The 22,891-nt window shown below is 55.9% G+C and carries 23 protein-coding genes, 1 pseudogene and 1 other annotated feature; of the genes and pseudogenes, 13 read left to right on the plus strand and 11 right to left on the minus strand.

Annotation, left to right across the window (positions count from 1 at the left end):
- Positions 1-35: 35 nt before the first annotated feature.
- A complete protein-coding gene (locus DW724_RS02000; RefSeq protein WP_118760476.1) occupies positions 36-1,277 on the minus strand; it encodes a 6-phosphofructokinase in 1,242 nt (413 codons plus the stop codon).
- 76 nt (positions 1,278-1,353) lie between these two features.
- Between DW724_RS02000 and DW724_RS16210 the strand changes: the two genes are divergently transcribed.
- From DW724_RS16210 to nrdG, 5 genes and pseudogenes are all read left to right on the plus strand, one after another.
- Positions 1,354-1,482, plus strand: a complete 129-nt coding sequence (locus DW724_RS16210; protein ID WP_256372130.1) for a hypothetical protein — start codon at positions 1,354-1,356, stop codon at positions 1,480-1,482.
- Positions 1,483-1,537: 55 nt separating this feature from the next.
- Positions 1,538-2,506: a class II fructose-1,6-bisphosphate aldolase gene (gene fba / locus DW724_RS02005; protein ID WP_117487900.1), complete on the plus strand. Its 969-nt coding sequence runs from the start codon at positions 1,538-1,540 to the stop codon at positions 2,504-2,506.
- Between the two features lie 416 nt (positions 2,507-2,922).
- Complete coding sequence (locus DW724_RS02010) at positions 2,923-5,256, plus strand: anaerobic ribonucleoside triphosphate reductase (RefSeq protein WP_117488118.1); 2,334 nt, start codon at positions 2,923-2,925, stop codon at positions 5,254-5,256.
- Between the two features lie 75 nt (positions 5,257-5,331).
- Positions 5,332-5,472 (plus strand): annotated as a pseudogene (nrdD, locus tag DW724_RS02015) (anaerobic ribonucleoside-triphosphate reductase); the annotation flags it as partial.
- The gene (gene nrdG, locus DW724_RS02020) at positions 5,472-5,981 is read left to right on the plus strand and encodes an anaerobic ribonucleoside-triphosphate reductase activating protein (RefSeq protein WP_118760477.1); all 510 of its coding nucleotides are present in this window, start codon (positions 5,472-5,474) and stop codon (positions 5,979-5,981) included. The pseudogene nrdD and the gene nrdG, both read left to right, overlap by 1 nt.
- A gap of 276 nt (positions 5,982-6,257) precedes the next feature.
- On the opposite strand, the gene DW724_RS02025 is transcribed toward nrdG, so the two are convergent.
- The 5 genes from DW724_RS02025 to tsaE all read right to left on the minus strand — a co-directional run bounded on the left by DW724_RS02025 (position 6,258) and on the right by tsaE (position 9,501).
- Positions 6,258-6,842, minus strand: a complete 585-nt coding sequence (locus DW724_RS02025; protein ID WP_158580184.1) for a GNAT family N-acetyltransferase — start codon at positions 6,840-6,842, stop codon at positions 6,258-6,260.
- Between the two features lie 230 nt (positions 6,843-7,072).
- Positions 7,073-7,438, minus strand: coding sequence for a hypothetical protein (locus DW724_RS02030; protein ID WP_118760479.1), 366 nt, complete (start codon positions 7,436-7,438; stop codon positions 7,073-7,075).
- Between the two features lie 75 nt (positions 7,439-7,513).
- Positions 7,514-8,143 carry a uracil phosphoribosyltransferase gene (gene upp / locus DW724_RS02035; protein WP_118361519.1) on the minus strand — a complete coding sequence of 210 codons (630 nt, stop codon included), beginning with the start codon at positions 8,141-8,143 and terminating at the stop codon, positions 7,514-7,516.
- Between the two features lie 234 nt (positions 8,144-8,377).
- The gene (gene tsaB / locus DW724_RS02040; protein WP_117487885.1) at positions 8,378-9,079 is read right to left on the minus strand and encodes a tRNA (adenosine(37)-N6)-threonylcarbamoyltransferase complex dimerization subunit type 1 TsaB; all 702 of its coding nucleotides are present in this window, start codon (positions 9,077-9,079) and stop codon (positions 8,378-8,380) included.
- Positions 9,076-9,501: a tRNA (adenosine(37)-N6)-threonylcarbamoyltransferase complex ATPase subunit type 1 TsaE gene (gene tsaE, locus DW724_RS02045; RefSeq protein WP_110437081.1), complete on the minus strand. Its 426-nt coding sequence runs from the start codon at positions 9,499-9,501 to the stop codon at positions 9,076-9,078. Before tsaE ends, tsaB begins: the two co-directional genes overlap by 4 nt.
- A 195-nt stretch (positions 9,502-9,696) precedes the next feature.
- Between tsaE and DW724_RS02050 the strand changes: the two genes are divergently transcribed.
- Entirely contained in the window at positions 9,697-10,536 is an 840-nt protein-coding gene (locus DW724_RS02050; protein ID WP_118760480.1) for an undecaprenyl-diphosphate phosphatase, read from the plus strand.
- 305 nt (positions 10,537-10,841) lie between these two features.
- On the opposite strand, the gene DW724_RS02055 is transcribed toward DW724_RS02050, so the two are convergent.
- On the minus strand, positions 10,842-12,179 hold the full coding sequence (locus DW724_RS02055; protein WP_243105672.1) for an MATE family efflux transporter: 1,338 nt from the start codon (positions 12,177-12,179) through the stop codon (positions 10,842-10,844).
- A gap of 78 nt (positions 12,180-12,257) precedes the next feature.
- Positions 12,258-12,683, minus strand: coding sequence for a MarR family winged helix-turn-helix transcriptional regulator (locus DW724_RS02060; protein WP_118760482.1), 426 nt, complete (start codon positions 12,681-12,683; stop codon positions 12,258-12,260).
- A gap of 298 nt (positions 12,684-12,981) precedes the next feature.
- Between DW724_RS02060 and DW724_RS02065 the strand changes: the two genes are divergently transcribed.
- Entirely contained in the window at positions 12,982-13,341 is a 360-nt protein-coding gene (locus tag DW724_RS02065) for a VOC family protein (protein ID WP_110437077.1), read from the plus strand.
- On the opposite strand, the gene DW724_RS02070 is transcribed toward DW724_RS02065, so the two are convergent.
- Positions 13,338-13,676 (minus strand): DUF4363 family protein, encoded by a 339-nt coding sequence (locus DW724_RS02070; RefSeq protein WP_118760483.1) that lies wholly within the window; start codon positions 13,674-13,676, stop codon positions 13,338-13,340. The two genes, DW724_RS02065 and DW724_RS02070, sit on opposite strands and share 4 nt — an antisense overlap.
- Entirely contained in the window at positions 13,673-14,350 is a 678-nt protein-coding gene (locus DW724_RS02075) for a DUF421 domain-containing protein (RefSeq protein ID WP_158574711.1), read from the minus strand. The genes DW724_RS02070 and DW724_RS02075 overlap by 4 nt, the downstream gene beginning before the upstream one ends.
- Before the next feature lie 185 nt (positions 14,351-14,535).
- Positions 14,536-14,785: a binding site (T-box leader), on the plus strand.
- Between the two features lie 107 nt (positions 14,786-14,892).
- On the opposite strand from DW724_RS02075, the gene ilvB reads away from it, so the two are divergent.
- From ilvB to DW724_RS02105, 6 genes are all read left to right on the plus strand, one after another.
- Positions 14,893-16,557 carry a biosynthetic-type acetolactate synthase large subunit gene (gene ilvB, locus DW724_RS02080; protein ID WP_118760485.1) on the plus strand — a complete coding sequence of 555 codons (1,665 nt, stop codon included), beginning with the start codon at positions 14,893-14,895 and terminating at the stop codon, positions 16,555-16,557.
- 13 nt (positions 16,558-16,570) lie between these two features.
- Positions 16,571-17,047: an acetolactate synthase small subunit gene (ilvN, locus tag DW724_RS02085; RefSeq protein WP_118760486.1), complete on the plus strand. Its 477-nt coding sequence runs from the start codon at positions 16,571-16,573 to the stop codon at positions 17,045-17,047.
- Between the two features lie 153 nt (positions 17,048-17,200).
- Positions 17,201-18,196: a ketol-acid reductoisomerase gene (ilvC, locus tag DW724_RS02090; protein ID WP_110437072.1), complete on the plus strand. Its 996-nt coding sequence runs from the start codon at positions 17,201-17,203 to the stop codon at positions 18,194-18,196.
- Between the two features lie 286 nt (positions 18,197-18,482).
- Positions 18,483-20,144: a dihydroxy-acid dehydratase gene (ilvD, locus tag DW724_RS02095; protein ID WP_256372131.1), complete on the plus strand. Its 1,662-nt coding sequence runs from the start codon at positions 18,483-18,485 to the stop codon at positions 20,142-20,144.
- 154 nt (positions 20,145-20,298) lie between these two features.
- Positions 20,299-20,787: an Lrp/AsnC family transcriptional regulator gene (locus tag DW724_RS02100; RefSeq protein ID WP_118361494.1), complete on the plus strand. Its 489-nt coding sequence runs from the start codon at positions 20,299-20,301 to the stop codon at positions 20,785-20,787.
- Complete coding sequence (locus DW724_RS02105) at positions 20,781-21,962, plus strand: pyridoxal phosphate-dependent aminotransferase (RefSeq protein ID WP_116705107.1); 1,182 nt, start codon at positions 20,781-20,783, stop codon at positions 21,960-21,962. Before DW724_RS02100 ends, DW724_RS02105 begins: the two co-directional genes overlap by 7 nt.
- Positions 21,963-22,159: 197 nt before the next feature.
- Here the strand turns inward: DW724_RS02105 and pyrE are convergent, their stop codons facing one another.
- Positions 22,160-22,822 carry an orotate phosphoribosyltransferase gene (pyrE, locus tag DW724_RS02110; protein ID WP_116705106.1) on the minus strand — a complete coding sequence of 221 codons (663 nt, stop codon included), beginning with the start codon at positions 22,820-22,822 and terminating at the stop codon, positions 22,160-22,162.
- Positions 22,823-22,891: the final 69 nt, after the last annotated feature.

The following is a 22,891-nucleotide window of genomic DNA, read 5'->3' on the forward strand; positions in this document are numbered from 1 at the left end:
CCGCAAGGCGCAGAATATTCAGTTTGCGCGGAAAATCAAGCCTCAGCCTTGATCTTCTTCAGGTTAGCGAAGCGCGGCAGACCGGATACCTTCGGGCCAACGTTCTCGCCGTTGATGAGCGGCAGAGCGTAGTCAACGAACTCCTGCGTTACGCCGTTGCCTTCCTCGTTGATCCACTCGCGCGGAACCTTCTTCTCGGTGTTGGCAACCTCGGAGAGCGGCAGCAGCTCGATCTCGCACTTGTAGCCGTTCTCGTCACGGGTGCACTTGAAGCCCGGCATGTAGTCGGTCTTGCCTGCAACTGCGTTCTCAACAGCAGCCTTGCCGGACATATAGGACTCGTCAACGTCGGTCTTGGAAGCGCAGTGAGCAGCGCAGCGCTGCAGCAGGCTCAGCTCGATGCCGCGAACCTTGCAGTCCAGCTCGTTCTTAACGGTGTCAGCCAGCATGGAAGCCAGACCGCCGAGCTGTGCATGGCCGAAGCCGTCGGTAGCAGAGGTCTTAGCCTCGGATACGAAGGAGCCGTCAGCGTAGTGGATACCCTCGGAAACAGCTACCAGGCAGTTGCCCTTCTCGTCATAGATGCGCTTTACGTCAGCCAGGAACTTCTTCATGTCGAAGTCGGTCTCCGGCAGGTAAACCAGATCCGGGCCAGCGCCCATAGCGGTAGCCAGACCGGCAGCACCGGCCAGCCAGCCAGCGTGACGGCCCATGATCTCTACGATGCAGACCATGCCGGTGTCGTATACGCGAGCGTCCTGATAGATCTCCATGCAGGAAGTAGCGATATACTTAGCAGCGGAAGCAAAGCCCGGGCAGTGGTCGGTGCCGAACAGGTCATTGTCGATGGTCTTCGGAATGCCCATTACGCGGCACTCGTAGCCGGACTTCATCATATACTTGGAAACCTTGTTGCAGGTATCCATGGAGTCGTTGCCGCCGTTGTAGAAGAAGTAACGGATGTCGTACTTCTTGAAGATCTCGAGGATGCGCTTGTAATCGGTGTCATCAACATCCGGATCAGCCAGCTTGTAGCGGCAGGAGCCCAGTGCAGAGGACGGGGTGTAGCGCAGAAGAGCCAGCTCGTCGCGGTCTTCCTTGTCGATATCATACAGGTCGTCGTTCAGCAGGCCCTTGATGCCGTGTGCCATGCCGAATACGCGGGTGATGGACGGATTGTCCAGTGCTGCCTCCAGCGCACCCAGAACAGAAGAGTTGATTACGGAAGTCGGGCCGCCCGACTGACCGATGACGCAAGCGCCTTTCAGTTCACTCATTGATAAAACCTCCTAAGCAAATTAAAACGCAGAGCTGTGCCATGCATTTTCTTACTCATAAAGAGTATCATATAATATGAAAAAAATCAATGAAAATCCTGCGTTTTCGGCAGGTTTGGCAATTTTGGCAAAGTTGCCGCAGGAATTCGGCGAAAAAATGACAGGATTTTTTGGATATGGACTTGATTTTAGCATGCTTAACTGATAGAATAAAAGCAGAATTTTTAAGATTCAGTTTTTATCAGAAAGGAAGTATTCCCATGCCTTTAGTTACTACTACTGAGATGTTCAAGAAGGCTTACGACGGCGGCTACGCTGTTGGCGCTTTCAACGTGAACAACATGGAGATCGTTCAGGGTATCACCGAGGCTTGCCAGGAGCAGCACGCTCCGGTAGTCCTGCAGGTATCCAAGGGCGCACGCGCTTACGCAAACCACACCTACCTCGTTAAGATGGTAGAGGCTGCTGTTAAGGAGTGCCCGGACATTCCGATCGCTCTGCATCTGGACCACGGCCCGGACTTCGAGACCTGCAAGGCCTGCATCGACGGCGGATTCACCTCCGTTATGATCGACTGCTCCTCCCGTCCGTTCGACGAGAACGTCGAGGAGACCAAGAAGGTCGTAGAGTACGCTCACGCTCACGGCGTTGTTGTCGAGGCTGAGCTCGGCACCCTGGCTGGCGTAGAGGATGACGTTAAGGTTTCCGCTGAGGATTCCTCCTACACCCATCCGGAAGAGGTTGAGGAGTTCGTAACCCGCACCGGCTGTGACTCTCTGGCTATCGCAATCGGCACCTCTCACGGCGCTTACAAGTTCACCCCGGATCAGTGCACCCGCAACGAGCAGGGCATTCTGGTTCCGCCTCCGCTGCGTTTCGACGTACTCGAGGAAGTTTCCAAGCGTCTGCCGGGCTTCCCGATCGTACTGCACGGTTCCTCTTCTGTACCGCGTGAGTTTGTTGACAAGATCAACAAGTTCGGCGGCAAGATGCCGGATGCAATCGGCATTCCGGAGGAAGAGCTGCGTCACGCTGCACAGCTGTCCGTCTGCAAGATCAATATCGACTCCGATATTCGTCTGGCTATCACCGCTTCTATCCGCGAGCACTTCGCTGAGCATCCGGATCACTTCGACCCGCGCCAGTACCTGAAGCCGGCTCGTCAGGCTGTCAAGGACATGGTTACCCACAAGCTGATCAATGTTCTGGGCTGCAACGGCAAGGCATAAGATCATTTTCTGATCGAAACCAAAGAACCTCGGAATCCTGTTCCGGGGTTCTTTTTTCGTCTTGCGATGGGGAATAGAACGGATACCATATATAGTGTATCCGCTTTTTTGCGGGAGAAATTACCACAGAGAAAATAAAGGAGAAACTTTGTGGAATTTGTCGCGCTTTTTTGATAAATTTTTCGAGTCAAGAGGAAAAGTTTAGAGAATGCTCCAATAAAAATAGTGCTTTTCTTGCAAATGTGCCAAAAAGAATTTAGCGCCTTGACAGGGCGGTGTTTCGGCGGTAGAATATATAAGCAAGAGATAAGCAGACACAAGATGTTGTGCGATATTGAATGCACCACTACATAATTTAGTAAATAATCAAGAAATCGCCGTTAGGCGGTTTTTGTATGAGAGAGGGATTTTTCTTTATGATTCAGCAGATCGTCAAGCGGGACGGGCGCATGGCTCCCTTTGAGATCGACAAGATCACAAATGCAATTTTCGGCGCAGCACAGGCCTCCGGCGGCCAGGACCACGATATGGCGCAGGAGCTGGCAGAGCAGGTCGAAAAAACGCTGGAGGAGACTGCTGGAACCGAAACTCCCACCGTTGAACAGGTGCAGGACACTGTTGAGAAGGTTCTGATCGAAAGCGGACATGCCCGCACGGCCAAGAAGTACATCCTGTACCGCAACGAGCGCACCCGCGTGCGTGAGATGAACACCCGTCTGATGAAGGTGTACGAGGATCTGACGTTCAAGTCCTCGCTCGAGAACGACGTCAAGCGCGAGAACGCCAATATCGACGGTGATACCGCGATGGGAACCATGCTCAAGTACGGCTCCGAGGGTGCCAAGCAGTTCTACGAGATGTTCATCCTCGATCCGGCACACGCCAAGGCACACCGCGAGGGTGATATCCACATCCACGATCTGGATTTTCTGACGCTGACCACCACCTGCTGTCAGATTGACCTGCTGAAGCTGTTCCGCGACGGTTTTTCCACCGGCCACGGCTTCCTGCGCGAGCCGAACGACATCCGTTCGTACTCTGCGCTGGCATGCATTGCTATCCAGTCTAATCAGAATGACCAGCATGGCGGTCAGAGCGTGCCGAACTTCGATTACTCGATGGCGCCGGGTGTGCGCAAGACCTTCCGCAAGCTGTTCCGCGACAATCTCGCCAAGGCCCTCGAGGTGTTCGGCGAGGACGACAACAACGAGGTAGATGCGCGTGCGCTGACCGAGCGTGTCGAGCAGGAGACCGGCAAGTGGGCTTGTCTGGCAGGCGGCAACGGCTATGACGAGGCGATGGCTAAGGCACTTTCCGAGACGCTTGACGAAAAGACGGTTGCAAAGTGCATGAAGTTTGCTCGCAAGTACGCGGATAAGGAGACCCGCAAGGGCACCTATCAGGCGATGGAAGCGCTGGTTCACAATCTGAACACTATGCACTCGCGTGCAGGTGCACAGATTCCGTTCTCGTCGCTCAACTACGGCACGGATACCTCTCCGGAGGGCCGTCTGGTCATGGAGCAGCTGCTGCTTGCGACCGAGGCCGGTCTGGGCAACGGTGAGACCCCGATTTTCCCGATCCACATTTTCAAGGTCAAGGAAGGCGTCAACTACAACGAGGGCGACCCGAACTACGACCTGTTCAAGCTGGCATGCCGCGTTTCCGCGAAGCGTATGTTCCCGAATTTCTCGTTCCTCGATGCGCCGTTTAACCTGCAGTATTACAAGCCGGGTCATCCGGAGACCGAGGTCGGCTACATGGGTTGCCGCACGCGTGTTATGTCCAATGTGTGCGATCCGACCCGTGAGATCACCTACGGCCGCGGCAACCTGTCGTTCACGTCGGTCAACCTGCCGCGCATTGCAATCCGCAGCCACGGCGATCTGGACTGGTTCTTTGAGGACCTCGACCGCAAGATCGACCTCGTAATCGACCAGCTGCTCGACCGTTTCCGCATCCAGTGCGGCAAGCGCGTGCGCAACTACCCGTTCCTGATGGGCGAGGGCGTATGGATGGATTCCGAAAAGCTGGGTCCGGATGACGAGGTTGGCGAGGTGCTTAAGCACGGCACACTGACGCTCGGTTTCATCGGTCTGGCGGAGTGCCTCAAGGCGCTCATCGGCGTACACCACGGCGAGAGCGACGAGGCGCAGAACCTTGGTCTGGAAATCGTTGGTCACATGCGTCAGCGCATGGACGAGGCAACCGAGAAATACCACCTCAACTTCTCGCTGATCGCTACCCCGGCAGAGGGTCTGTCCGGCCGATTTGTCAAGATCGACCGTGAGAAATACGGCAAGATTCCGGGCGTTACCGACCGTGATTACTACACCAACTCCTTCCATGTGCCGGTTTACTATCCGATTTCGGCGTTTGAGAAGATCGCCCGCGAGGCGCCGTATCACGAGCTGACCAACGGCGGTCATATCAGCTACATTGAGCTGGACGGCGACCCGACGCAGAACCTCGAAGCGTTTGAGGCTGTCGTTCGGGCGATGAAGGAAGCCGGCATCGGCTACGGTGCGATCAACCACCCGATCGACCGCGATCCGGTCTGCGGCTATACCGGCATTATTGGCGAAGTATGTCCGCGCTGCGGCCGCCGAGAGGGCGAAGGCGTTCCGCTGTCCAAGCTGCAGAAGCTGGGACTATATAAAAATTACAACAGCACCACGATCGGCTATCACGGCGACCCTGCCGAAGAAGCCGACCGTCAGCCGAATACATTGAAAATCGTCAAAAAGTGACAGGAAAGGGAGAATTCTATCATGGAAACTAAGAATATCGCTGCACAGGAGCCGATGATTGGTGAAGGTGTAGGATTTGAACGTATCCGCCGCATTACGGGTTATCTGGTAGGTACGCTCGACCGCTTCAACAACGGCAAGCGCGCGGAGGAGCACGACCGCGTAAAGCACAGTGTTCCGAGCTGCTGCTCCATGCGTCAGGAGCACACCGCCTGATGGAAGGTAAAATTCGCATTGCAGGTACAGTCGGGGAGTCCATTGTGGACGGCCCCGGCTTCCGCTATACGCTGTTTGTGCAGGGCTGTCCGCATGGCTGTCCGGGCTGCCACAATCCGCAGACGCACGACTTTGAGGGCGGGCAGGATATTGAGCTGGACACGCTGCTGAAGGATATGTGCCGCAATCCGTTCATCAAGGGTGTGACGTTCTCGGGTGGCGAGCCGTTTTGTAAGGCGGAGCCGCTGTATTATCTTGCGGTGGAGCTGAAGCGCAAGGGCAAGCACCTGATGGCGTATTCGGGGTACACGTTTGAGCAGCTGTTGGAGTTGAGCGATCCGTTTGTGAAAAAGCTGCTCGGGCAGCTGGATTTACTGGTAGACGGGCCGTTTCTCATGGCGGAGAAGAACATCGAGCTGCGGTTTCGCGGCAGCGCGAACCAGCGGGTGTTGGATGTACCGAAGTCGCTGGAGGCGAATGAGGCTGTCTGGGCGGAGCAGTATCGGTGAGGCTGGTCGCTTGCGAAGCGAGCGGAATCTGCGCTGACGCCGCGCGGGCGCACAAGGATGGACACCAAGGTTTCCACCCTTGTGAATCTCGTTTCCGTTATTCCTGATCTGGCACAGACCGGAGACCGGTGACCGCTTCGGAATAAGGCGTTTGCACGTTGCTACGGACGGCACCTGCGAATTTCACTTATTGACGGATTTTACCGTATAAACCGTCTGCATTGATTTATAAACAACGCGATTGACACGAAAATGACAACAAAAAAGCACCGAAACTTACGTTTCGGTGCTTTTTTCATCTTCCGACGGTTCATTTTCCGCTTCTGCCTTCTCTGCGAGGTGCGGATTCCGGACAACGCATCTTACACACGGTGCGGTCTTGCCGAAGGCGGTATGGCTGACCTTTTCGGTCGGCTGCATACGGCAGGCAACGGCAGTATGCAGTCCTACGAGATCATCCTTCTGCACGAAGGCGCTGACCTCGTCGGCGTGCATGGATTCGAACGCGTACAGCAGGCACGCAGCGATGCACTCGCGGCCGACGCCGATGCCGCGCAGCTCATGCCGGACGATGCAGTTCGCGGTCAGCACGCGTTCTGCGCCGACCTGCTCGTAAGTCAGGCCGCACAGAGCCGCGGGAACGCCGGTCGGCTTATCAAGTGCGAGCTGCCAGCCGCAGCCTTCGGTCTGATAGCGGCGCAGCGTATCCACTAGCCAGTCCAGTGTCTGCTCGTAGGAGAGTGCGCCGCCGAGCGTCTGCATGGTTTCCTCACTGCGCAGGAGCGGCGTCAGCAGGTCGAGGTCGTCCGCGCTCAGCTCGCGGTAGTCCATGCGGCTGGAGTTTAGTTCGTAAAATTGCATAGGTTCAATTTTCTCCCAACAAAACGGTGCGGCTTTTATAGCAATCCAAACAAATACTGCAACAAGTGCGCGCATACAGCACGCGCATAGCAGCGTCGCTTTCACTTGCTATGCGTCAGCATAGCTGCGTAAAATCTCCTTGCTATTCACGCGCTGTATGCGCTACTTTTGTCGCATTATCTATTCGGATTGCTATAAGCCGCACCGCAAAAGTGTCCTTAAAAGTGTCTCTATCTGTTTTGGTACCAGAATACAAATTTGCGCACCAGTACGCCCAACGTTAAGCCGACCAGCGAGGGAACAAGCCCGTAAAACAGGCTTTGCATCTCGGTCGAGCGGAACGTGGCAAACGGCAGAACAATCGCCCACAGGCCGACGAACACGGGCATCAGACCGTACCACGGCAGAGCGCGGTATGCCGCCCGAAACGTGCACAGCAACGCCGAAAACGGCAGGATCAGCCAGAAGCCGAGCAGCCAGTACCCCATTTCGTTGCCGTACAGCAGACTGGGGATCAGCCCGACCGCCGTCACAAGACCATAGCAAAGGACAAAATTCCAGTATGGAGAAAAGCGTTTGATGCCATCAAATGTCATACGGTTCACCCTCCTCTGCAGGAACGGTCGGTGTGAAATTGTACTGCAGATACCGAAAATTCAGCGGTATATTGCTTACTTGGTGCCGAAGATACGGTCGCCGGCGTCACCCAGACCCGGAACGATATAGCCGTGGTCGTTCAGCTTCTCGTCGATACCGGCAACGAAGATCTCAACGTCCGGATGTGCCTTCTGAACAGCGGCAACGCCTTCCGGAGCAGCGATGAGGTTCATCAGCTTGATGTGCTTTACGCCGCGGCGCTTGAGGCCGTCGATGGCAGCGATAGCGGAACCGCCGGTAGCCAGCATCGGGTCGAGCAGCAGTACGTCGCGATCCTCGATGTCATTCGGCAGCTTGCAGTAATACTCGATCGGCTGCAGGGTTTCCGGGTTGCGGTACAGACCAATGTGGCCGACCTTAGCTGCCGGAATCATCTCCAGAATGCCCTCAACCATGCCCAGACCTGCACGCAGGATCGGCACGAGCGCAATCTTCTTGCCGGAAATAACCTGTACGCGCGCATCAGAGACCGGAGTCTCGATGGTGATCTCCTTGAGCGGCAGATCGCGGGTAGCCTCGTAGCACATCAGCATTGCAATCTCAGCAGCAGCCTCGCGGAATTCCTTAACGCCGGTGGTCTTGTCGCGCATCAGCGCCAGCTTGTGCTTGATCAGCGGGTGGTCCATTTCATGTACGGTTGCCATAATAAAAATCTCCTTTATCCTAAAACTTTTTTGCTTCAGGTAATATCGCATAATTGAACAAGAGCGATTTGCGAGTGGGTTTTGCGCACTGACAAGGCGCGGTTTTGCAGTAATACTTTGTGTATTACCGTGAAATCGGAACGAAGTCAGGATACAAAATTTCCGCAAAGCGCCGCGGCAGCGCGACCGGAGCCTGCGCAAGAAGCCGCAGCTTTCATTGTGCGGTGATGTCTGCTATTTGGTCTGTGCCAGACGCGCCATGCGCTCGCGCTCTGCCTGTGGACGACGCAGATAGAAGGCGTCCAACTCCTGGGGGGAGCAGGCTTTGCCCTCGCGGAACAGGGGGAGTGCGGCGGCGGCAACACCAAATCCGGTCGCAAACCGCAGCTCGGCGGGTGCGAGCCGCAGACCGGTGCAGTTCTCTTTGATAGTATTATAACACAGATCCGCGCCATCTCCAACCAGAAAATACGGCGCTTCTCCGATTTCTTCGGCAAGCTCGGTCAGCTTGATCGCACGGTCATCGCACAGACGGCGTACCCTGCCGTCCTCTACGGTGAAAAGCGCATTGTAAACCTGACCCGCACGCGCATCCATCACGCAGCACAGGTCGCCGCCGAGTGCGCGGGCGCCCCATGCCATCGCCTCGAGCGTGGAGACACCGAGGCACGGCTTGTCCGCACCGAGCGCCAGACCCTTGACCGTGGCCACACCGATGCGCACACCGGTAAACGAGCCGGGGCCGTGCGCGACAGCGATCGCGTCCACGTCAGCGAGCGATACGCCGCAGTTTGCCAGCAGGTTTTCCACCATCGGCAGCAGCGTGCGCGAGTGCGTCAGGCCGCAGTTCTGAAAGGACTGCGCCACCAGTTTTTCGTCCTCGGTGAGTGCGACAGACGCGCTGACCGCCGAGGATTCCAGTGCAAGAATTTTCATACAGTCACTTCTCCAATCGTAATGCGGCGGTCGTTGTCCGCATCGCCGTAGGCAATATGGACGGTTTTGTAGGCTTCCGGCAGAACGTCTGCGGCGTTTTCGCTCCATTCGATGAGCACAATGCGGCTGCCGTCGAGATATTCGTCAAAGCCGATCTCGAACAGCGCTTCGCTGTCGAGAATGCGGTACAGGTCGAAGTGCGCGACCTTGACCGTCGGCGTTTCGTATTCGTTTGCAATGGCAAAGGTCGGGCTGGTGACGCGGCCCTCGTAGCCGAGTCCGTGCAGCACGCCGCGCGTGAATGCGGTCTTGCCGGCACCGAGGTCGCCGGAGAACGCAACAACATCGCCTGCTTTGAGGCTTTTTGCGTATTCTGCGCCGAGTGCTTCGGTCTCCTCGGGTGAGTGGGTGATATATTCCATGAAAACACCTTTCTGTCAATCATAACTATACATTTATAATATACCACGGTACACTCGGAATGGCAAGTCAGCCCGCTGCAAAGTATAACTTTTTTATGACATTTCCGCCTGTTTGCTTGCGGGATGGCATAAGTTGTGGTAAGGTATAAAATAACATAAGAAAAACTGAACAAAAATTTTAAGGAGGAAAACCCTGTGATAGAATTGCTCAAAGCATTTCTGTTTGGCATTGTAGAGGGCATCACCGAGTGGCTGCCGATCAGCAGTACCGGACACATGATTCTGCTCAATGAGTTTGTAAAGCTGGACGTGTCGGAAGCATTTTACAGCATGTTCGAGGTGGTTATTCAGCTCGGTGCGATACTCGCGGTCGTTGTCCTGTTCTGGGGGCAGATTTTCCCGTTTGAACGGCGAAAGGGCCGTCACGGCGGCGCATCCATCGTGCTGAATATGGACACCGTCAAGCTGTGGATCAAAATTCTGGTAGCTTGTGTTCCGGCGGCAATCGTCGGCCTCAAGTGGAATGACCTGTTTGAAGAACTGTTCTATAATTACCAAACGGTTTCCATCGCGCTGATTGTGTTCGGCGTAGCGTTCATTCTGGTGGAGAACGCGCACAAGGGCAAGCCGGCGCGCATCAACGCACTCACTGAGCTTACTTACCCGACCGTGTTTATGATTGGCATGTTTCAGCTGATCGCAGCTGTGTTCCCGGGCACCTCGCGCTCCGGTGCGACCATCGTCGGCGCACTGCTGCTCGGCGTGTCGCGTACCGTGGCTGCGGAGTTTACGTTCTTCCTGGCTATTCCGGTCATGTTCGGCGCAAGCCTGCTCAAGATTCTCAAGTTCGGCTTTGCATTTACATCCACCGAGCTGATGATCCTCGGCATCGGTACAATCACCGCGTTCGTGTCCTCACTGCTCATCATCCGTTTCCTGATGGGCTTCGTCAAGAAGCACGATTTCAAGGTGTTCGGCTGGTATCGGATTATCCTCGGTATCGCCGTGCTGGCACATTTTATGCTGGCGAAGTAAATAGGAAAAGAGGTCTGCGGGGCAGACCTCTTTTTGAGGCTGTCGAAAAACTATCGTTTTCCGAGCAGCCTCTCGCTCGAAACCACGCTTTCGAGTGAATACTGAAGAAAAACCGCGCCCTGACGGGCACATTTTTTCTTCCCTTGTATAAAAAGTCAGGTACACGCCCCGACTTTTTATGAATTTGCTTCGCAAATTCTATTTTATGCGTGCTGCCGTACGAAGCGTAAAAATTAAAATAATACTTTTTTGACAAACTGAAAAGAGGTCTGCATTGCAGACCTCTTTTGTTGTATGGTTTTCTATTAGGTACGCTGTTCCAATCCACACCGAATCCTTCGCCAAACCACGCACGACAGGATGATGGTGATATAATCCGTGATGGATTGTCCGTAAATAACGCCATTCAGACCTGCAATGACATTCAGCAGATACAGCAGGGGAATGAGCAGCAGACCCTGCCGCAGCACGGACAGCACGGTAGCAGGAAGGGCGCGTCCGACCGACTGCATGCAGTTCATATTGACGAACAGAAAGCCGATGAACGGGCCGGACAGCATGTAGGAAATCAGCATCTGCACGCCGTATGTAATAACGCCGCTGTCGTCCACGAACAGGCCGATGATCGGCTTGCGCAGGAAGAAATAGAGCGCGGTTGCCGCCAATCCGACAACAAAGCAGCACAGCTTGGTAAAACGCTCGGTATCGGCAAAACGCTTGATATCACCCGCACCGTAGCTGTAACCGAAAATCGGCTGTACACCGTTTGCAAGGCCCATTTGCAGGAAGGTGATGAACATATTCGCTTTGAACACGATGCCGATCGCCGCAACCGGCGCGTTGCCGTAGGCGACCAGAATCAGGTTGAGTACAATGGTTGAAACACACATCAGCGCGGAGAAAATGGCGGTCGGGAAGCCGGCAGAGCACACGCGCACGGCAATGTGCGTGCCGCAGAGCGCGTCCTTCGGCGCAAGCGAAAACCGCCGCGACTTTTTGAGAAAATACCACAGGTAGTACAGCGCCGCAAGCATATTGCCGATGGTGGTTGCAATGGCTGCGCCTGCCGCGCCCTGTTCCAGACCGGAGACGAAAACCGGGTCGAGTACGATGTTCGCAATTGTGCCGATCATGCTGCCGATCATGGCCTCCTTGCTCGCGCCTTCCGCACGCACAACGAAGCTGGCTGCCGCCGACCAGATGACGAACGGTGCGCCGAACGCGATGTAAACCGTGTAGCCGCGGGCAAACTCAAATGTGCTTGCATCCGCGCCGAACAGGTGCAGGATGGGCGCGGTGAAGCACAGCAGTACGGCGGCAAACGCTGCGCCGATGACCAAGCTCGCCCATGAGATGAACGAGGAGGTTTTCTTCACGCTTTGGTGATTGTTCTCGCCGAGCGCGACCGAGATGATCGCACTGCCGCCCATGCCGAACATGTTGGCGAACGCCATCAGCAAGATGAAGATCGGGTTGGTCAGGCTGACGGCGGCTACCTGCAGGGCATCGCCGGTCTGTCCGACGAAAAAGGTGTCCGCCATGTTGTACACCACGGTGACAAGGCTGCTGATGACGCTTGGAATCGCCATTGCGGCTACTGCACGAGGTATCGGCGCTTTGCCGAGAAGAGTATCATTATCCAAATTGTTCACGTTCCTTGCTTTGGAAATTTAACGATTGTTTCCATCGAAGCGGCAGGGCAGCCCGCCCTGCGGTAAGGGTTAATCGGTTTTTTCAAAATTTGAAAGCATTTTCAGCCCGATCCGCATGAATGTGTCCCGCTCCTCGGGCGAGATGCCGCGGAGCAGCATGGCTTCGGTCTCCGTAATCTCCTGCAGGCAGGCGGGACGGAAGGCTTCGGCTTTTGCGGTGCAGACAATGCACTTGCGCCGTGCGTCCGCAGGATCGGGTTCGCGGCGGATGAGATCGGCGGCCTGCAGGGCCTGCAGCATTTCGGTTGCGGTGGAAGGCCGTAGGCCAAATTCCTGCTCGACGTCGCGCTGTACGAGCGGGTGTTTTTGACTTTCTATCAAAATATAGTTGAGAATCTGACCTTTGGTGCCGCTGATATGAATGCGCTTTTGCGTTTCCGCTGATCGGCGGCGCAGGCAGTTGGATAGCTTGTTGATAAGCCGCCCGGTATCCATGAAATCACCTCGTTTAATTACTTCGTTTCCTAAGTAATATTGTAGTCGGTGATTGCGGAATGTCAAGAGGGAATTTTACTGCTTGTCCGGGGATATGGGAGCCGTCCGGACGGCTCCTTTTTCCTGCATCGGATGACTGGGGAACACGAACTGCCGTAGGCGGGTTCGCTCTGACGGGCAGGCAGGACTCCGCTTGCTTCGTAAGCCACAAATCACCATTTCAGCAGAAACTTTCCTATTGACAGCCTGTCGCAGAGTTTTATACAATAAAACAAAACAACGAAACGAGGTGCCTGCTATGCACATCCACCATTTAGCGCTCCGCGTGCGCGATTTCGAAAAATCGCTGCATTTTTACCAGACGCTCACCGAACTCAAGATCCACACGCAGTTCTCCGCGAACGGCGGCAGCATTGCCTACCTGCAGAACGCCTCCGGCGAAACCCAGCTGGAGCTGATCGGCATGCCGGAGGGCGAGACCGTCAAGGCGTCCGGTATGTTCCTCTGCTTCGGTACGGAGGATATCGCCAGCGCACATGAGCGTGCCGTCCTGCATGGCATGAATCCGTCCGATATCCGTCAGCCGGAGCCGGACGCGCGCTATTTCTACGTTTACGATCCGGACGGTCTGTCAGTGCAGGTGCGTGAATACCGCTAAAACAGATTTTTAAGCGTCGGACGCTGCACCTCCGGCAAATGTCTCAGTTGAGCGAGCAGCTCAGCACGGTCGAGCGCCAATTCGTCCGTCAAGCCGTTTTGCTGCGCGGCAAGCACGCGGTCAAACAGCCGGTCAGCCTGATCAATCTCGCTGTGCAGCAGCAGAGCGCCGAGCAGGGTCTGTGCTGCGTCCCATGTCTCCCGCGCTTCGTTCAGGCGGTCGTTCTCTACGTCGAGGGCGACCGCCTGTGCCGTGTTATCCACGGCTTTTACGCTCCACACACTGCCGAGAATGAGCACGGCACACAGCACGGCAGCCGTCAGCAATCGCTTCATGCGCGGCCCTCCTTTTTCTGCAGGAACGTGTTGCCGCAGTCGTCAAGCGTCATCAGGAACACGTCCTCGACCGCGATACTCTGGTTTTTCAGCCGCCGCTCGATATCTGCAGGGGAGAGGTGCAGCAGCTCGAGCGAGCGCGGAACCACCTTGCCGTCCGACACGACTACAAGCGGCAGACCGGTATCCTTGGGCGTAATGCCGAGCATTTCCGCCGTGACCGGCTGCTGCGGCTGCTTGAGGATAACCGTCAGCGTGCCGTCCGGCTCGATGACGCCGTATTTCACATCGGACACGGCTGCAACGTTCTGTTTGCGGAGTGTCTCTATCACCTCGTCGGTCGTCAGCCGCATTTGCCGCAGCTTGTCAATATCGAGCTGTCCCTTGCGGATGATGATGGCCGGCTGACCGTTCAGCAGCCGCCGGAATCTGCGGCTTTTGAGTGCGGCGAAGCTGAGGAAAATCTCGAGCACCACGAGCGTAGCGATCGGCACCAGACCGGAGAGCAGAGGAATCCCTAAATCCTGCATGGGCACAGCCGCCAGATCGGATACCAGAATGGTAACGACCAGCTCGGACGGGTCCAGTTCGCCGATCTGCCGTTTGCCCATCAGCCGCACGGCGCAGATGACCGCGCAGTATAAAATCAGCGTGCGCAGCAGCGGCACTGCCATACGCCCGCACCTCCTTTGCTTATGAAAATCGCACAGTTTACCGGAGTAAAAACTGTATATGTTTGGCATTGTGTAGTATGGCGAAAAAACAAAGAAATATGCACGACAGTTTTCGCATATTTGCAGTCGGAAAGACGTTGACATTCTGAGAAAACGCCTTTATAATATAAACTACATTCAAAAAGATACAGGCTGCGAACGGAAAAGTAGCGTCCCGAACCCATGATAGAGAGCTGTCGGCTGGTGTAAGACAGTGGGAAACGGAAAGTGCGAAAGTCCTCCGGGAGCCGGATTGCTGAAATGAAATGAAACAGGGTTCAGTGTAAGTTATCCCGCATGATCTGCGTTAAACGATCGGGTGAGTGGTCATGCCGCCGAATAGGGCAGTGTGGCAAAAAGAGTGGTACCGCAGAGTTTTTGGTCTTTGTCTCTTTGTGAGACAAGGGCTTTTTTATTTATACGGTATCTTGCGGCAATCGTTATCCGGCTGCTGCATAAGTATGTATGTTATGTTGAAATGAGAGAAAGGAGGCGGATTCGCAATGGTAAAGAACGGCGCAGAGATTCTGATCGACGCACTTGTAGAGCAGGGAGTTGATACCATTTTCGGTTATCCCGGCGGTGCGGTTTTGAACATCTATGACGCACTTTACAAAAACAGCGACCGCATTCGACATATCCTGACCGCGCACGAACAGGGCGCGGCACACGCAGCGGACGGCTACGCCCGTGTGACCGGCAAGGTAGGTGTCTGCCTGGCAACGAGCGGACCGGGTGCGACCAACCTCGTAACCGGTATTGCTACCGCGTATATGGATTCCATCCCGATGGTTGCCATTACCGGCAACGTCGGCACCAGCCTCATCGGCCGCGACTCCTTTCAGGAGGTTTACATTGCCGGTATCACCATGCCAATCACCAAGCACAATTTCGTTGTCCGTGATGTTGACGAACTCGCTGACACCGTGCGCGATGCGTTCCGCATTGCTGCTTCCGGACGTCCGGGTCCGGTGCTGATCGACATCCCGAAGGATATTACCTCGGCACAGTGCGAGTTTATCCCGAAGGGCAAGGTCGAGATCAACGAGACCTACGAGATTTCGGACGAGGAGCTGCAGACCGTAGCGGATATGATTGCCGCCTCCGAGCGTCCGATGATCTATTACGGCGGCGGTGTTGAAACCTCTGACGCAGGCGACATGCTGCTGCAGCTGCAGCGCAAGGCGGATATTCCGTCGGCGCACACCATGATGGCCATCGGCTGCATCCCGGATACCGAGCCGCTCAGCCTCGGCATGATCGGCATGCACGGTACGGTTTCTGCCGCATGGGCGGTTGAGCGCTGTGACCTGCTGGTCTGCATCGGCGCCCGCTTCTCCGACCGCGTTGCGACCAACACCAAGCGTTTTGCACCGTCGGCGAAGGTTATCCACGTTGACATTGACAACGCAGAGATCAATAAGAACATCGGCGTTGACTATGCCATTGTTTCCGATGCGGAGACCTTCCTCGAAAAGGTTATGCCGTATATCAAGGAGGCAAAGCACGACGCATGGCGCGCGCAGATTACCGAATGGCAGACAAAGCTCGACTATGTGCCGAAGGACGATGAGAGCGTTATCCATCCGCACCAGCTGCTCCGCACGGTTGCGGAGGAGACCCCGGAGGACACCATTATCGCAACCGACGTTGGTCAGCACCAGCTTTGGAGTGCACAGTACAACGGCCGCAAGCACGTTCGCCAGTTCCTGACGTCCGGCGGTCTGGGTACGATGGGCTTCGGCTACGGCGCGGCTCTCGGTGCGCAGGTGGCCTTCCCGGACAGAACGGTTGTCCACATCACGGGCGACGGCTCGTTCCACATGAACCTTAACGAGATCTGCACCGCGGTTTCCTATAACCTGCCGGTGATCACGATCATTATGAATAACCGCGTGCTCGGCAACGTGCGTCAGTGGCAGACCATGTTCTATGGCAGCCGCTACTCGCAGACCGACCCGCACCGCAAGACAGATTACGTCAAGCTGGCCGACGCCTTCGGCGCACGCGGCTTCCGTGTTTCCAATATCGCCGAGCTGCGCGACGCGCTGCGGGAAGCGATGAAGCGTACCGGTCCTGTGCTGATCGACGCACAGATCGACAAGGACGAGCGCGTCCTGCCGATGATCCCGGCAGGCGGCACGGTTGACGATCTTGTAACGGAATAAGGAAGGAGAAATTATGGAAAAGTATATCCTTTCTGTCACCGTACAGAACAACGCCGGTGTTCTGGCCCGCGTATCCAGCCTGTTTGGCCGCCGCGGCTACAACATCGACTCACTGACCGTTTCGGCCACGACTGATCCGAAGGTTTCCTGCATGTCTATCATCGTGCAAGGCGACCATATGGTGCTTGAGCAGATTATGAAGCAGCTGGCAAAGCTGGAAGAGGTCATGCACGTTGTCCACCTCGAGGAGGACAGCTCGTGCTGCAGTGAGCTGGTGTTTGTCAAGCTGCATACGCCGGACGTGAGCGTTCGAAATGATATCCGGCAGTTGTGCGACCTGTACGGCGCACGGGTCGTAGAAACGCAGGAGAGCGAGATCATCATCGAGCTGTCCGAAGTGCCGAGCCGCATCGATGCCTTCCTCGACGTCATCTCGAACTTTAAGATCCTCGAGATGAGCCGTTCGGGTGTTACGGCAATTGAAAAATAATTTTGGTTAATTAGGAGTTAGAAATTGGGAATGAAAAGCGCTGCCGCGCCGGAGAAATGTTTCATAACCGGGGAGGAAGCACCTTGCAATCACTGATTACTGACTGCTGATTCATATAATTGACTCTTTATAAATTTTTAGGAGGAAATAAAAATGGTAAAGATGTTTTATGACGCAGACTGCAACCTGTCTCTGCTCGACGGCAAGACCGTTGCAATCATCGGCTTTGGTTCCCAGGGTCATGCTCACGCAATGAACCTGAAGGACTCCGGTGTACACGTTGTAGTAGGTCTGCGCCCGGGCTCCAAGCACGAGAAGAAGGCTAAGGACTACGGCCTGGAGGTTATGACTCCGGCTGAGGCTGCAGCAGCAGGCGACATCATCATGATGCTGACCCCGGACGAGAAGCAGGCTGACATCTACAAGGACGTTATCGAGCCGAACCTGAAGCCGGGCAACGTACTGGCTTTCGCTCACGGCTTCAACATCCACTTCAAGCAGATCGTTCCGCCGGCTGACGTTGACGTTATCATGATTGCTCCGAAGGGCCCGGGTCACATCGTTCGCCGTACATACGAAGAGGGTCAGGGTGTACCGGATCTGGCTTGCGTATATCAGGACGCTTCCGGCAAGGCTATGGACATCGCTCTGGCATACGCTTGCGGTATCGGCGGCGGCCGTGCCGGCATCATCGAGTCCACCTTCAAGACCGAGACCGAGACCGACCTGTTCGGTGAGCAGGCTGTCCTCTGCGGCGGCGTTTGCGAGCTGATGAAGGCTGGCTTTGAGACTCTGGTTGAGGCTGGTTACGCTCCGGAGAACGCTTACTTCGAGTGCGTTCACGAGATGAAGCTGATCGTTGACCTGATCAACGAGGGCGGCTTCGCTAAGATGCGTTACTCCATCTCCGACACCGCTGAGTACGGCGATTACCGCACCGGCAAGCGCATCATCACCGAGGAGACCCGCAAGGAGATGAAGAAGATCCTGCGCGAGATCCAGGACGGTACCTTCGCTACCGAGTGGATTCAGGAGAACCGTGCAGGCGGCCGTGCCAAGTTCCTCGCTACCCGTGCTCTGGAAGCAGACACCGAGCTCGAGAAGACCGGCAAGAAGCTGCGCGGCATGATGAGCTGGCTGAAGAAGTAATCTTCTTCGTTTGAAATCACGATTTCAAACGAGGGGATATGCCGAGCTGCGCTCGGACATATCCTGTGAGCAAATCAGCGCGTCGCTGCGCGGCACACTGATTTACTCCCTTGTGTAAAAACCGAGATACATGCTCCCGGTTTTTACGGATTGCGATGCAATCCGATTGAATGCGCGCCGCAGGCGCGTATAAAAAGCTACCCCGAACGGGCGGACGGATTTTCCCGTCCGCCCGTTTTTTCTATCAGGCAGTCTGTTGGACTGCTTTCAAAGGAGGAAAATCCCCGTGAGAAGAAGTGATAACATCACTGCAGGACCCGAGCGCATGCCGAACCGTTCGCTGCTGCGCGCCTGCGGTATGACCGATGAGGAGATCAGGCAGCCGATCATCGGCGTGGTTTCGGCGTATTCCGAGATCATTCCGGGCCACATCAACCTCGATAAGATCGCGGATGCGGTTAAGGCAGGCGTTCGCATGGCAGGCGGTACGCCGGTGCTCGTTCCGGCTATCGGCGTATGCGACGGCATTGCCATGGGTCACATCGGCATGAAGTATTCGCTGGCAAGCCGTGAGCTGATCGCGGACAGCGTAGAGACGCTGGCACAGGCGCACCAGCTGGACGGTCTGGTGCTCATCCCGAACTGCGACAAGATCGTGCCCGGCATGCTGATGGCTGCCGCTCGTCTGAACATTCCGTCCATCCTGGTTTCCGGCGGCCCGATGCTTGCAGGCCATTTCGGCGGTGAGGAGGTATCCCTGTCCAAGACCTTCGAGGCGGTTGGCGCCTACAAGGCCGGCATGATGGACGAGGAGACCTTCTACGAAGCCGAGTGCAATTCCTGCCCGGGCTGCGGATCGTGCGCAGGCATGTACACCGCAAACTCGATGAACTGCCTGTCTGAAGCCATCGGCATGGCGCTGCCGGGCAACGGCACGACCCCGGCGGTATCGGCTGCCCGTATTCATCTGGCAAAGCACGCCGGCATGAAGATCATGGAGCTGATCGAGAAGGACATCAAGCCGCGCGACATCCTCACGCCGGCAGCATTCCGCAACGCGCTGACCTGCGAGATGGCGATCGGCTGCTCGACCAACTCGGTTCTGCACCTGCTGGCTATCGCAAACGAAGCAGGCGTTCCGCTCGAGCTTGAGACCCTGAACGAACTGTCCGGCAAGGTGCCGAATATCTGCCATCTGGCTCCGGCAGGCCCGCATCACATTGAGCAGCTTTACATGGCAGGCGGCGTTCCGGCCATCATGAAGGAGCTGACCAAGCGCGATTTCCTCGACCTGTCGCTCATCACCTGCACCGGCAAGACGGTCGGCGAGAACCTTGAGGGCGTTGTCAACAAGAACCCCGAGGTCGTTCGTCCGCTCGAGAATCCGTATTCGCAGACCGGCGGCATCGCTGTTCTGTGGGGCAACATCGCAAAGAACGGCTGCGTTGTCAAGCGTTCGGCAGTTGCACCGGAAATGATGGTGCACGAAGGTCCGGCACGCGTGTTCGACTGCGAGGAGGACGCAATTTCCGCCATTTACAATGGCAAGATCGTGCCGGGTGATGTTGTTGTCATCCGCTACGAAGGCCCGAAGGGCGGTCCGGGCATGCGCGAGATGCTCAACCCGACCTCTGCGCTGGCCGGCATGAAGCTGGATACCACGGTTGCGCTCATCACCGACGGCCGTTTCTCCGGTGCGTCCCGTGGCGCATCCATCGGCCACGTTTCGCCGGAGGCTGCTTCCGGCGGCGAGATCGGTCTGGTGCAGGAAGGCGATATCATCTCCATCGATATTCCGAACAGCAAGGTAAATGTCAATGTTTCCGACGAGGAGCTGGAGGCACGCCGTGCCAAGTACGTTCCGCGTGAGCCGAATGTCAAGTCCGGCTGGCTGTACCGCTATTCGCGTTTGGTCACCTCTGCAGATCAGGGCGCTGTGGTTCGTTGATTTTTGCGTAATGAAAGAAGTCCGAAAATTTTTCGGACTTCTTTTAATTCTTCATTCCGCAATCGCAAAATTTCTGCTCCAAGCGTAGACAGAACTGCACCGCAGTGCTATAATAAAGTAATTCTTGAAAAACGAAAAAGGGAGGTCATTTATTATGAAAAACCCTGAAAAGCTGCTTGATCTGCTGGCGCAGGACGCGCGTCTGACTCCGGCACAGCTGGCCGCGATGCTCGGTGAGACCGAGGAGGACGTGGCTGCTGCGATCAACGCGTATGAGAAGAATTCGACGATCCTCGGCTACAAGACCGTGGTCGATTGGGATAAAACATCCAAGGAGAGCGTAACCGCACTCATCGAGGTCAAGATCACCCCGCAGAAGGGTATGGGCTTTGATGAGATCGCCCGTCAGATCTATTCGCACCATCAGGTGGAGAGCGTGTATCTGATGAGCGGCGGCTTCGATCTGACCGTTATCATCAAGGGACGCACCATGCGCGAGGTTGCCCGCTTTGTCTCCGAGCAGCTGGCGCCGATGGAGAACGTGCTGTCCACCGGTACGCATTTCATCCTCAAAAAATACAAGGACAACAGTGTGGAATTTGACCCGGCAGACAGCGATAAGAGAGAGGTCATGGCATGGTGAACTACGAGCAGATTCTCTCTGCGCGTGTAAAAGAGGTACAGCCTTCCGGCATTCGCCGCTTTTTTGAACTGGCGGCTAAAATGCCGCACGCGATCTCGCTCGGTGTGGGCGAGCCGGATTTTGAAACGCCGTGGCAGATTCGCCGCGCCGGCATTCAGTCTCTGGAAAAAGGACAGACCTTCTATACCTCCAACTGGGGTCTTGCCGAGCTGCGCAATCAGATTGCCGCGCTCGTGCGCCGCAAGTACCGCCTGTGCTACGATGCGGACAAGGAGATCCTTGTGACGGTCGGCGGCTCCGAGGCGATCGACAACACCATCCGTGCGATTGTCAACGTGGGTGACGAGGTGCTCATTCCGGAGCCGAGTTTTGTATGCTACAAGCCGCTGACGCAGATGGCGGGCGGTGTTCCGGTGCCGCTGCCGACCCGCGCGGAGGACCAGTTCAAGCTGACGGCGGACAGTCTGCGCGCCGCTATTACGCCGCGCACCAAGCTGCTCATCCTGCCGTACCCGAACAACCCGACCGGCGCGATCATGACGCGCGATGAGCTGCAGGCGATTGCGACGGTTATCAAGGACACGAACATCATCGTGCTGTCGGATGAGATTTACAACAGCCTGACCTACGGCCCGGATCGCCACGTCTGCTTTGCGGAGCTGGACGGCATGAAGGAGCGCACCATTGTTGTGGACGGTTTCTCCAAGTCCTATGCGATGACCGGTTGGCGTCTCGGCTGGGCAATGGGTCCGAAGGAGCTGATGCGCCACATCTGCAAGATTCATCAGTTCGGTATTATGTCCGCGCCGACGACCGCGCAGTTCGCGGGCATTGAGGCTATCCGCACCGGCGAGGACGATATCGAGCGCATGCGCGAGCAGTATGACCTGCGCCGCCGCTACCTGCTCGGCGAGCTGCGAAGCATGGGCCTCGAGTGCTTTGAGCCGCAGGGCGCGTTCTATATGTTCCCGTCGATCGAGTCTACCGGCCTGTCGAGTGACGAATTCTGCGAGAGACTGCTGCACGAGCAGGAGGTCGCGGTCATTCCGGGCAGCGCCTTTGGTGAGAGCGGTGAGGGTCATGTGCGTATTTCGTATTCGTACTCGATGAACCATCTGCGCGAGGCTTGCCGCAGGATGCGTAAGTTTTTGCAGACTTTGCAGGCGGAAAAGTGAGATAAAATGAAAGCACCGCCCGAAATGGGCGGTGCTTAATCGTTATGCAGGCTTTCATGCGCTTCACGGATAGAAATGTTATGCAGACGGGCGTATTCCATTGTGGTTCTAATATATCACAGCAGTGGGAAAAAGGCAAACAAAAAGAACGCTCTCGAGCGTTCTTTTTGCTTTCTTATGCGATTATGCCGCGATAGTTAAAATACACAATACTGCTTCATATAAGCATCCATCAGCGGCAGCAGATGCGCATACTCCTCCTTATCCGCAAGATACTCGCGGATATCCTGCACGGTGACAAGTGCGTGCACCTTGATGCCGAACTCCTCGCCGACCTCCATAACAGCGGTCTTGCCCGGGTTCTGGCCGACCTCACAGCGGTTTACCGAAATGAACATATCGGTAACCTTCACATCTGCGCAGGCCTGCAGCACCGGCATGGTCTCGCGGATAGCGGTGCCTGCGGTGATTACATCCTCGATGATGATCACGCGGTCACCGTCCTGCGGCTTGTAGCCGACGATATTGCCGCCTTCGCCATGGTCCTTGGCCTCCTTGCGGTTGAAGAAGAACGGCTTGTCGATGCCGTAATTGCGGGCCAGCGCACCGGAAACCGAGGTAGCAAGCGGGATGCCCTTGTACGCCGGACCGAACATTGCGTCGAACTGATCACCGACGGTTTCCTTGACCAGAGCTGCGTAAAACTCACCCAGACGGGAGTTCTGCAGACCGGTCTTGTAGTTGCCGGTGTTGACGAAATACGGGGTCTTTCGGCCGGATTTGGTTGTAAAATCGCCGAAGCGCAGTACGTCGGCACTCATCATAAATTCGATAAATTCCTTTTTGGCAGCAGTAAGCATGATCGTTCCACCTTTTTCTATCAATATACTTATCTTCAGTATACCAGAATTTTCGGCAGGGAACAACCC

The organism is Butyricicoccus sp. AM27-36 (assembly GCF_003480945.1).
Lineage (GTDB): Bacteria > Bacillota > Clostridia > Oscillospirales > Butyricicoccaceae > Agathobaculum > Agathobaculum butyriciproducens.

Coding starts and splice junctions, on each gene's coding strand:
- DW724_RS02010 (WP_117488118.1), top strand. CDS start 2,923: ATGATTCAGCAGATCGTCAAGCGGGACGGGCGCATGGCTCCCTTTGAG.
- DW724_RS02030 (WP_118760479.1), bottom strand. CDS start 7,438: ATGACATTTGATGGCATCAAACGCTTTTCTCCATACTGGAATTTTGTC.
- DW724_RS02000 (WP_118760476.1), bottom strand. CDS start 1,277: ATGAGTGAACTGAAAGGCGCTTGCGTCATCGGTCAGTCGGGCGGCCCG.
- ilvB (WP_118760485.1), top strand. CDS start 14,893: ATGGTAAAGAACGGCGCAGAGATTCTGATCGACGCACTTGTAGAGCAG.
- DW724_RS02100 (WP_118361494.1), top strand. CDS start 20,299: ATGAAAAACCCTGAAAAGCTGCTTGATCTGCTGGCGCAGGACGCGCGT.
- fba (WP_117487900.1), top strand. CDS start 1,538: ATGCCTTTAGTTACTACTACTGAGATGTTCAAGAAGGCTTACGACGGC.
- DW724_RS02060 (WP_118760482.1), bottom strand. CDS start 12,683: ATGGATACCGGGCGGCTTATCAACAAGCTATCCAACTGCCTGCGCCGC.
- tsaB (WP_117487885.1), bottom strand. CDS start 9,079: ATGAAAATTCTTGCACTGGAATCCTCGGCGGTCAGCGCGTCTGTCGCA.
- ilvC (WP_110437072.1), top strand. CDS start 17,201: ATGGTAAAGATGTTTTATGACGCAGACTGCAACCTGTCTCTGCTCGAC.
- ilvN (WP_118760486.1), top strand. CDS start 16,571: ATGGAAAAGTATATCCTTTCTGTCACCGTACAGAACAACGCCGGTGTT.
- DW724_RS02070 (WP_118760483.1), bottom strand. CDS start 13,676: ATGAAGCGATTGCTGACGGCTGCCGTGCTGTGTGCCGTGCTCATTCTC.
- DW724_RS02065 (WP_110437077.1), top strand. CDS start 12,982: ATGCACATCCACCATTTAGCGCTCCGCGTGCGCGATTTCGAAAAATCG.
- pyrE (WP_116705106.1), bottom strand. CDS start 22,822: ATGCTTACTGCTGCCAAAAAGGAATTTATCGAATTTATGATGAGTGCC.
- nrdG (WP_118760477.1), top strand. CDS start 5,472: ATGGAAGGTAAAATTCGCATTGCAGGTACAGTCGGGGAGTCCATTGTG.
- tsaE (WP_110437081.1), bottom strand. CDS start 9,501: ATGGAATATATCACCCACTCACCCGAGGAGACCGAAGCACTCGGCGCA.
- DW724_RS02075 (WP_158574711.1), bottom strand. CDS start 14,350: ATGGCAGTGCCGCTGCTGCGCACGCTGATTTTATACTGCGCGGTCATC.
- DW724_RS02105 (WP_116705107.1), top strand. CDS start 20,781: ATGGTGAACTACGAGCAGATTCTCTCTGCGCGTGTAAAAGAGGTACAG.
- DW724_RS02025 (WP_158580184.1), bottom strand. CDS start 6,842: ATGCAATTTTACGAACTAAACTCCAGCCGCATGGACTACCGCGAGCTG.
- DW724_RS16210 (WP_256372130.1), top strand. CDS start 1,354: ATGAAAAAAATCAATGAAAATCCTGCGTTTTCGGCAGGTTTGGCAATT.
- upp (WP_118361519.1), bottom strand. CDS start 8,143: ATGGCAACCGTACATGAAATGGACCACCCGCTGATCAAGCACAAGCTG.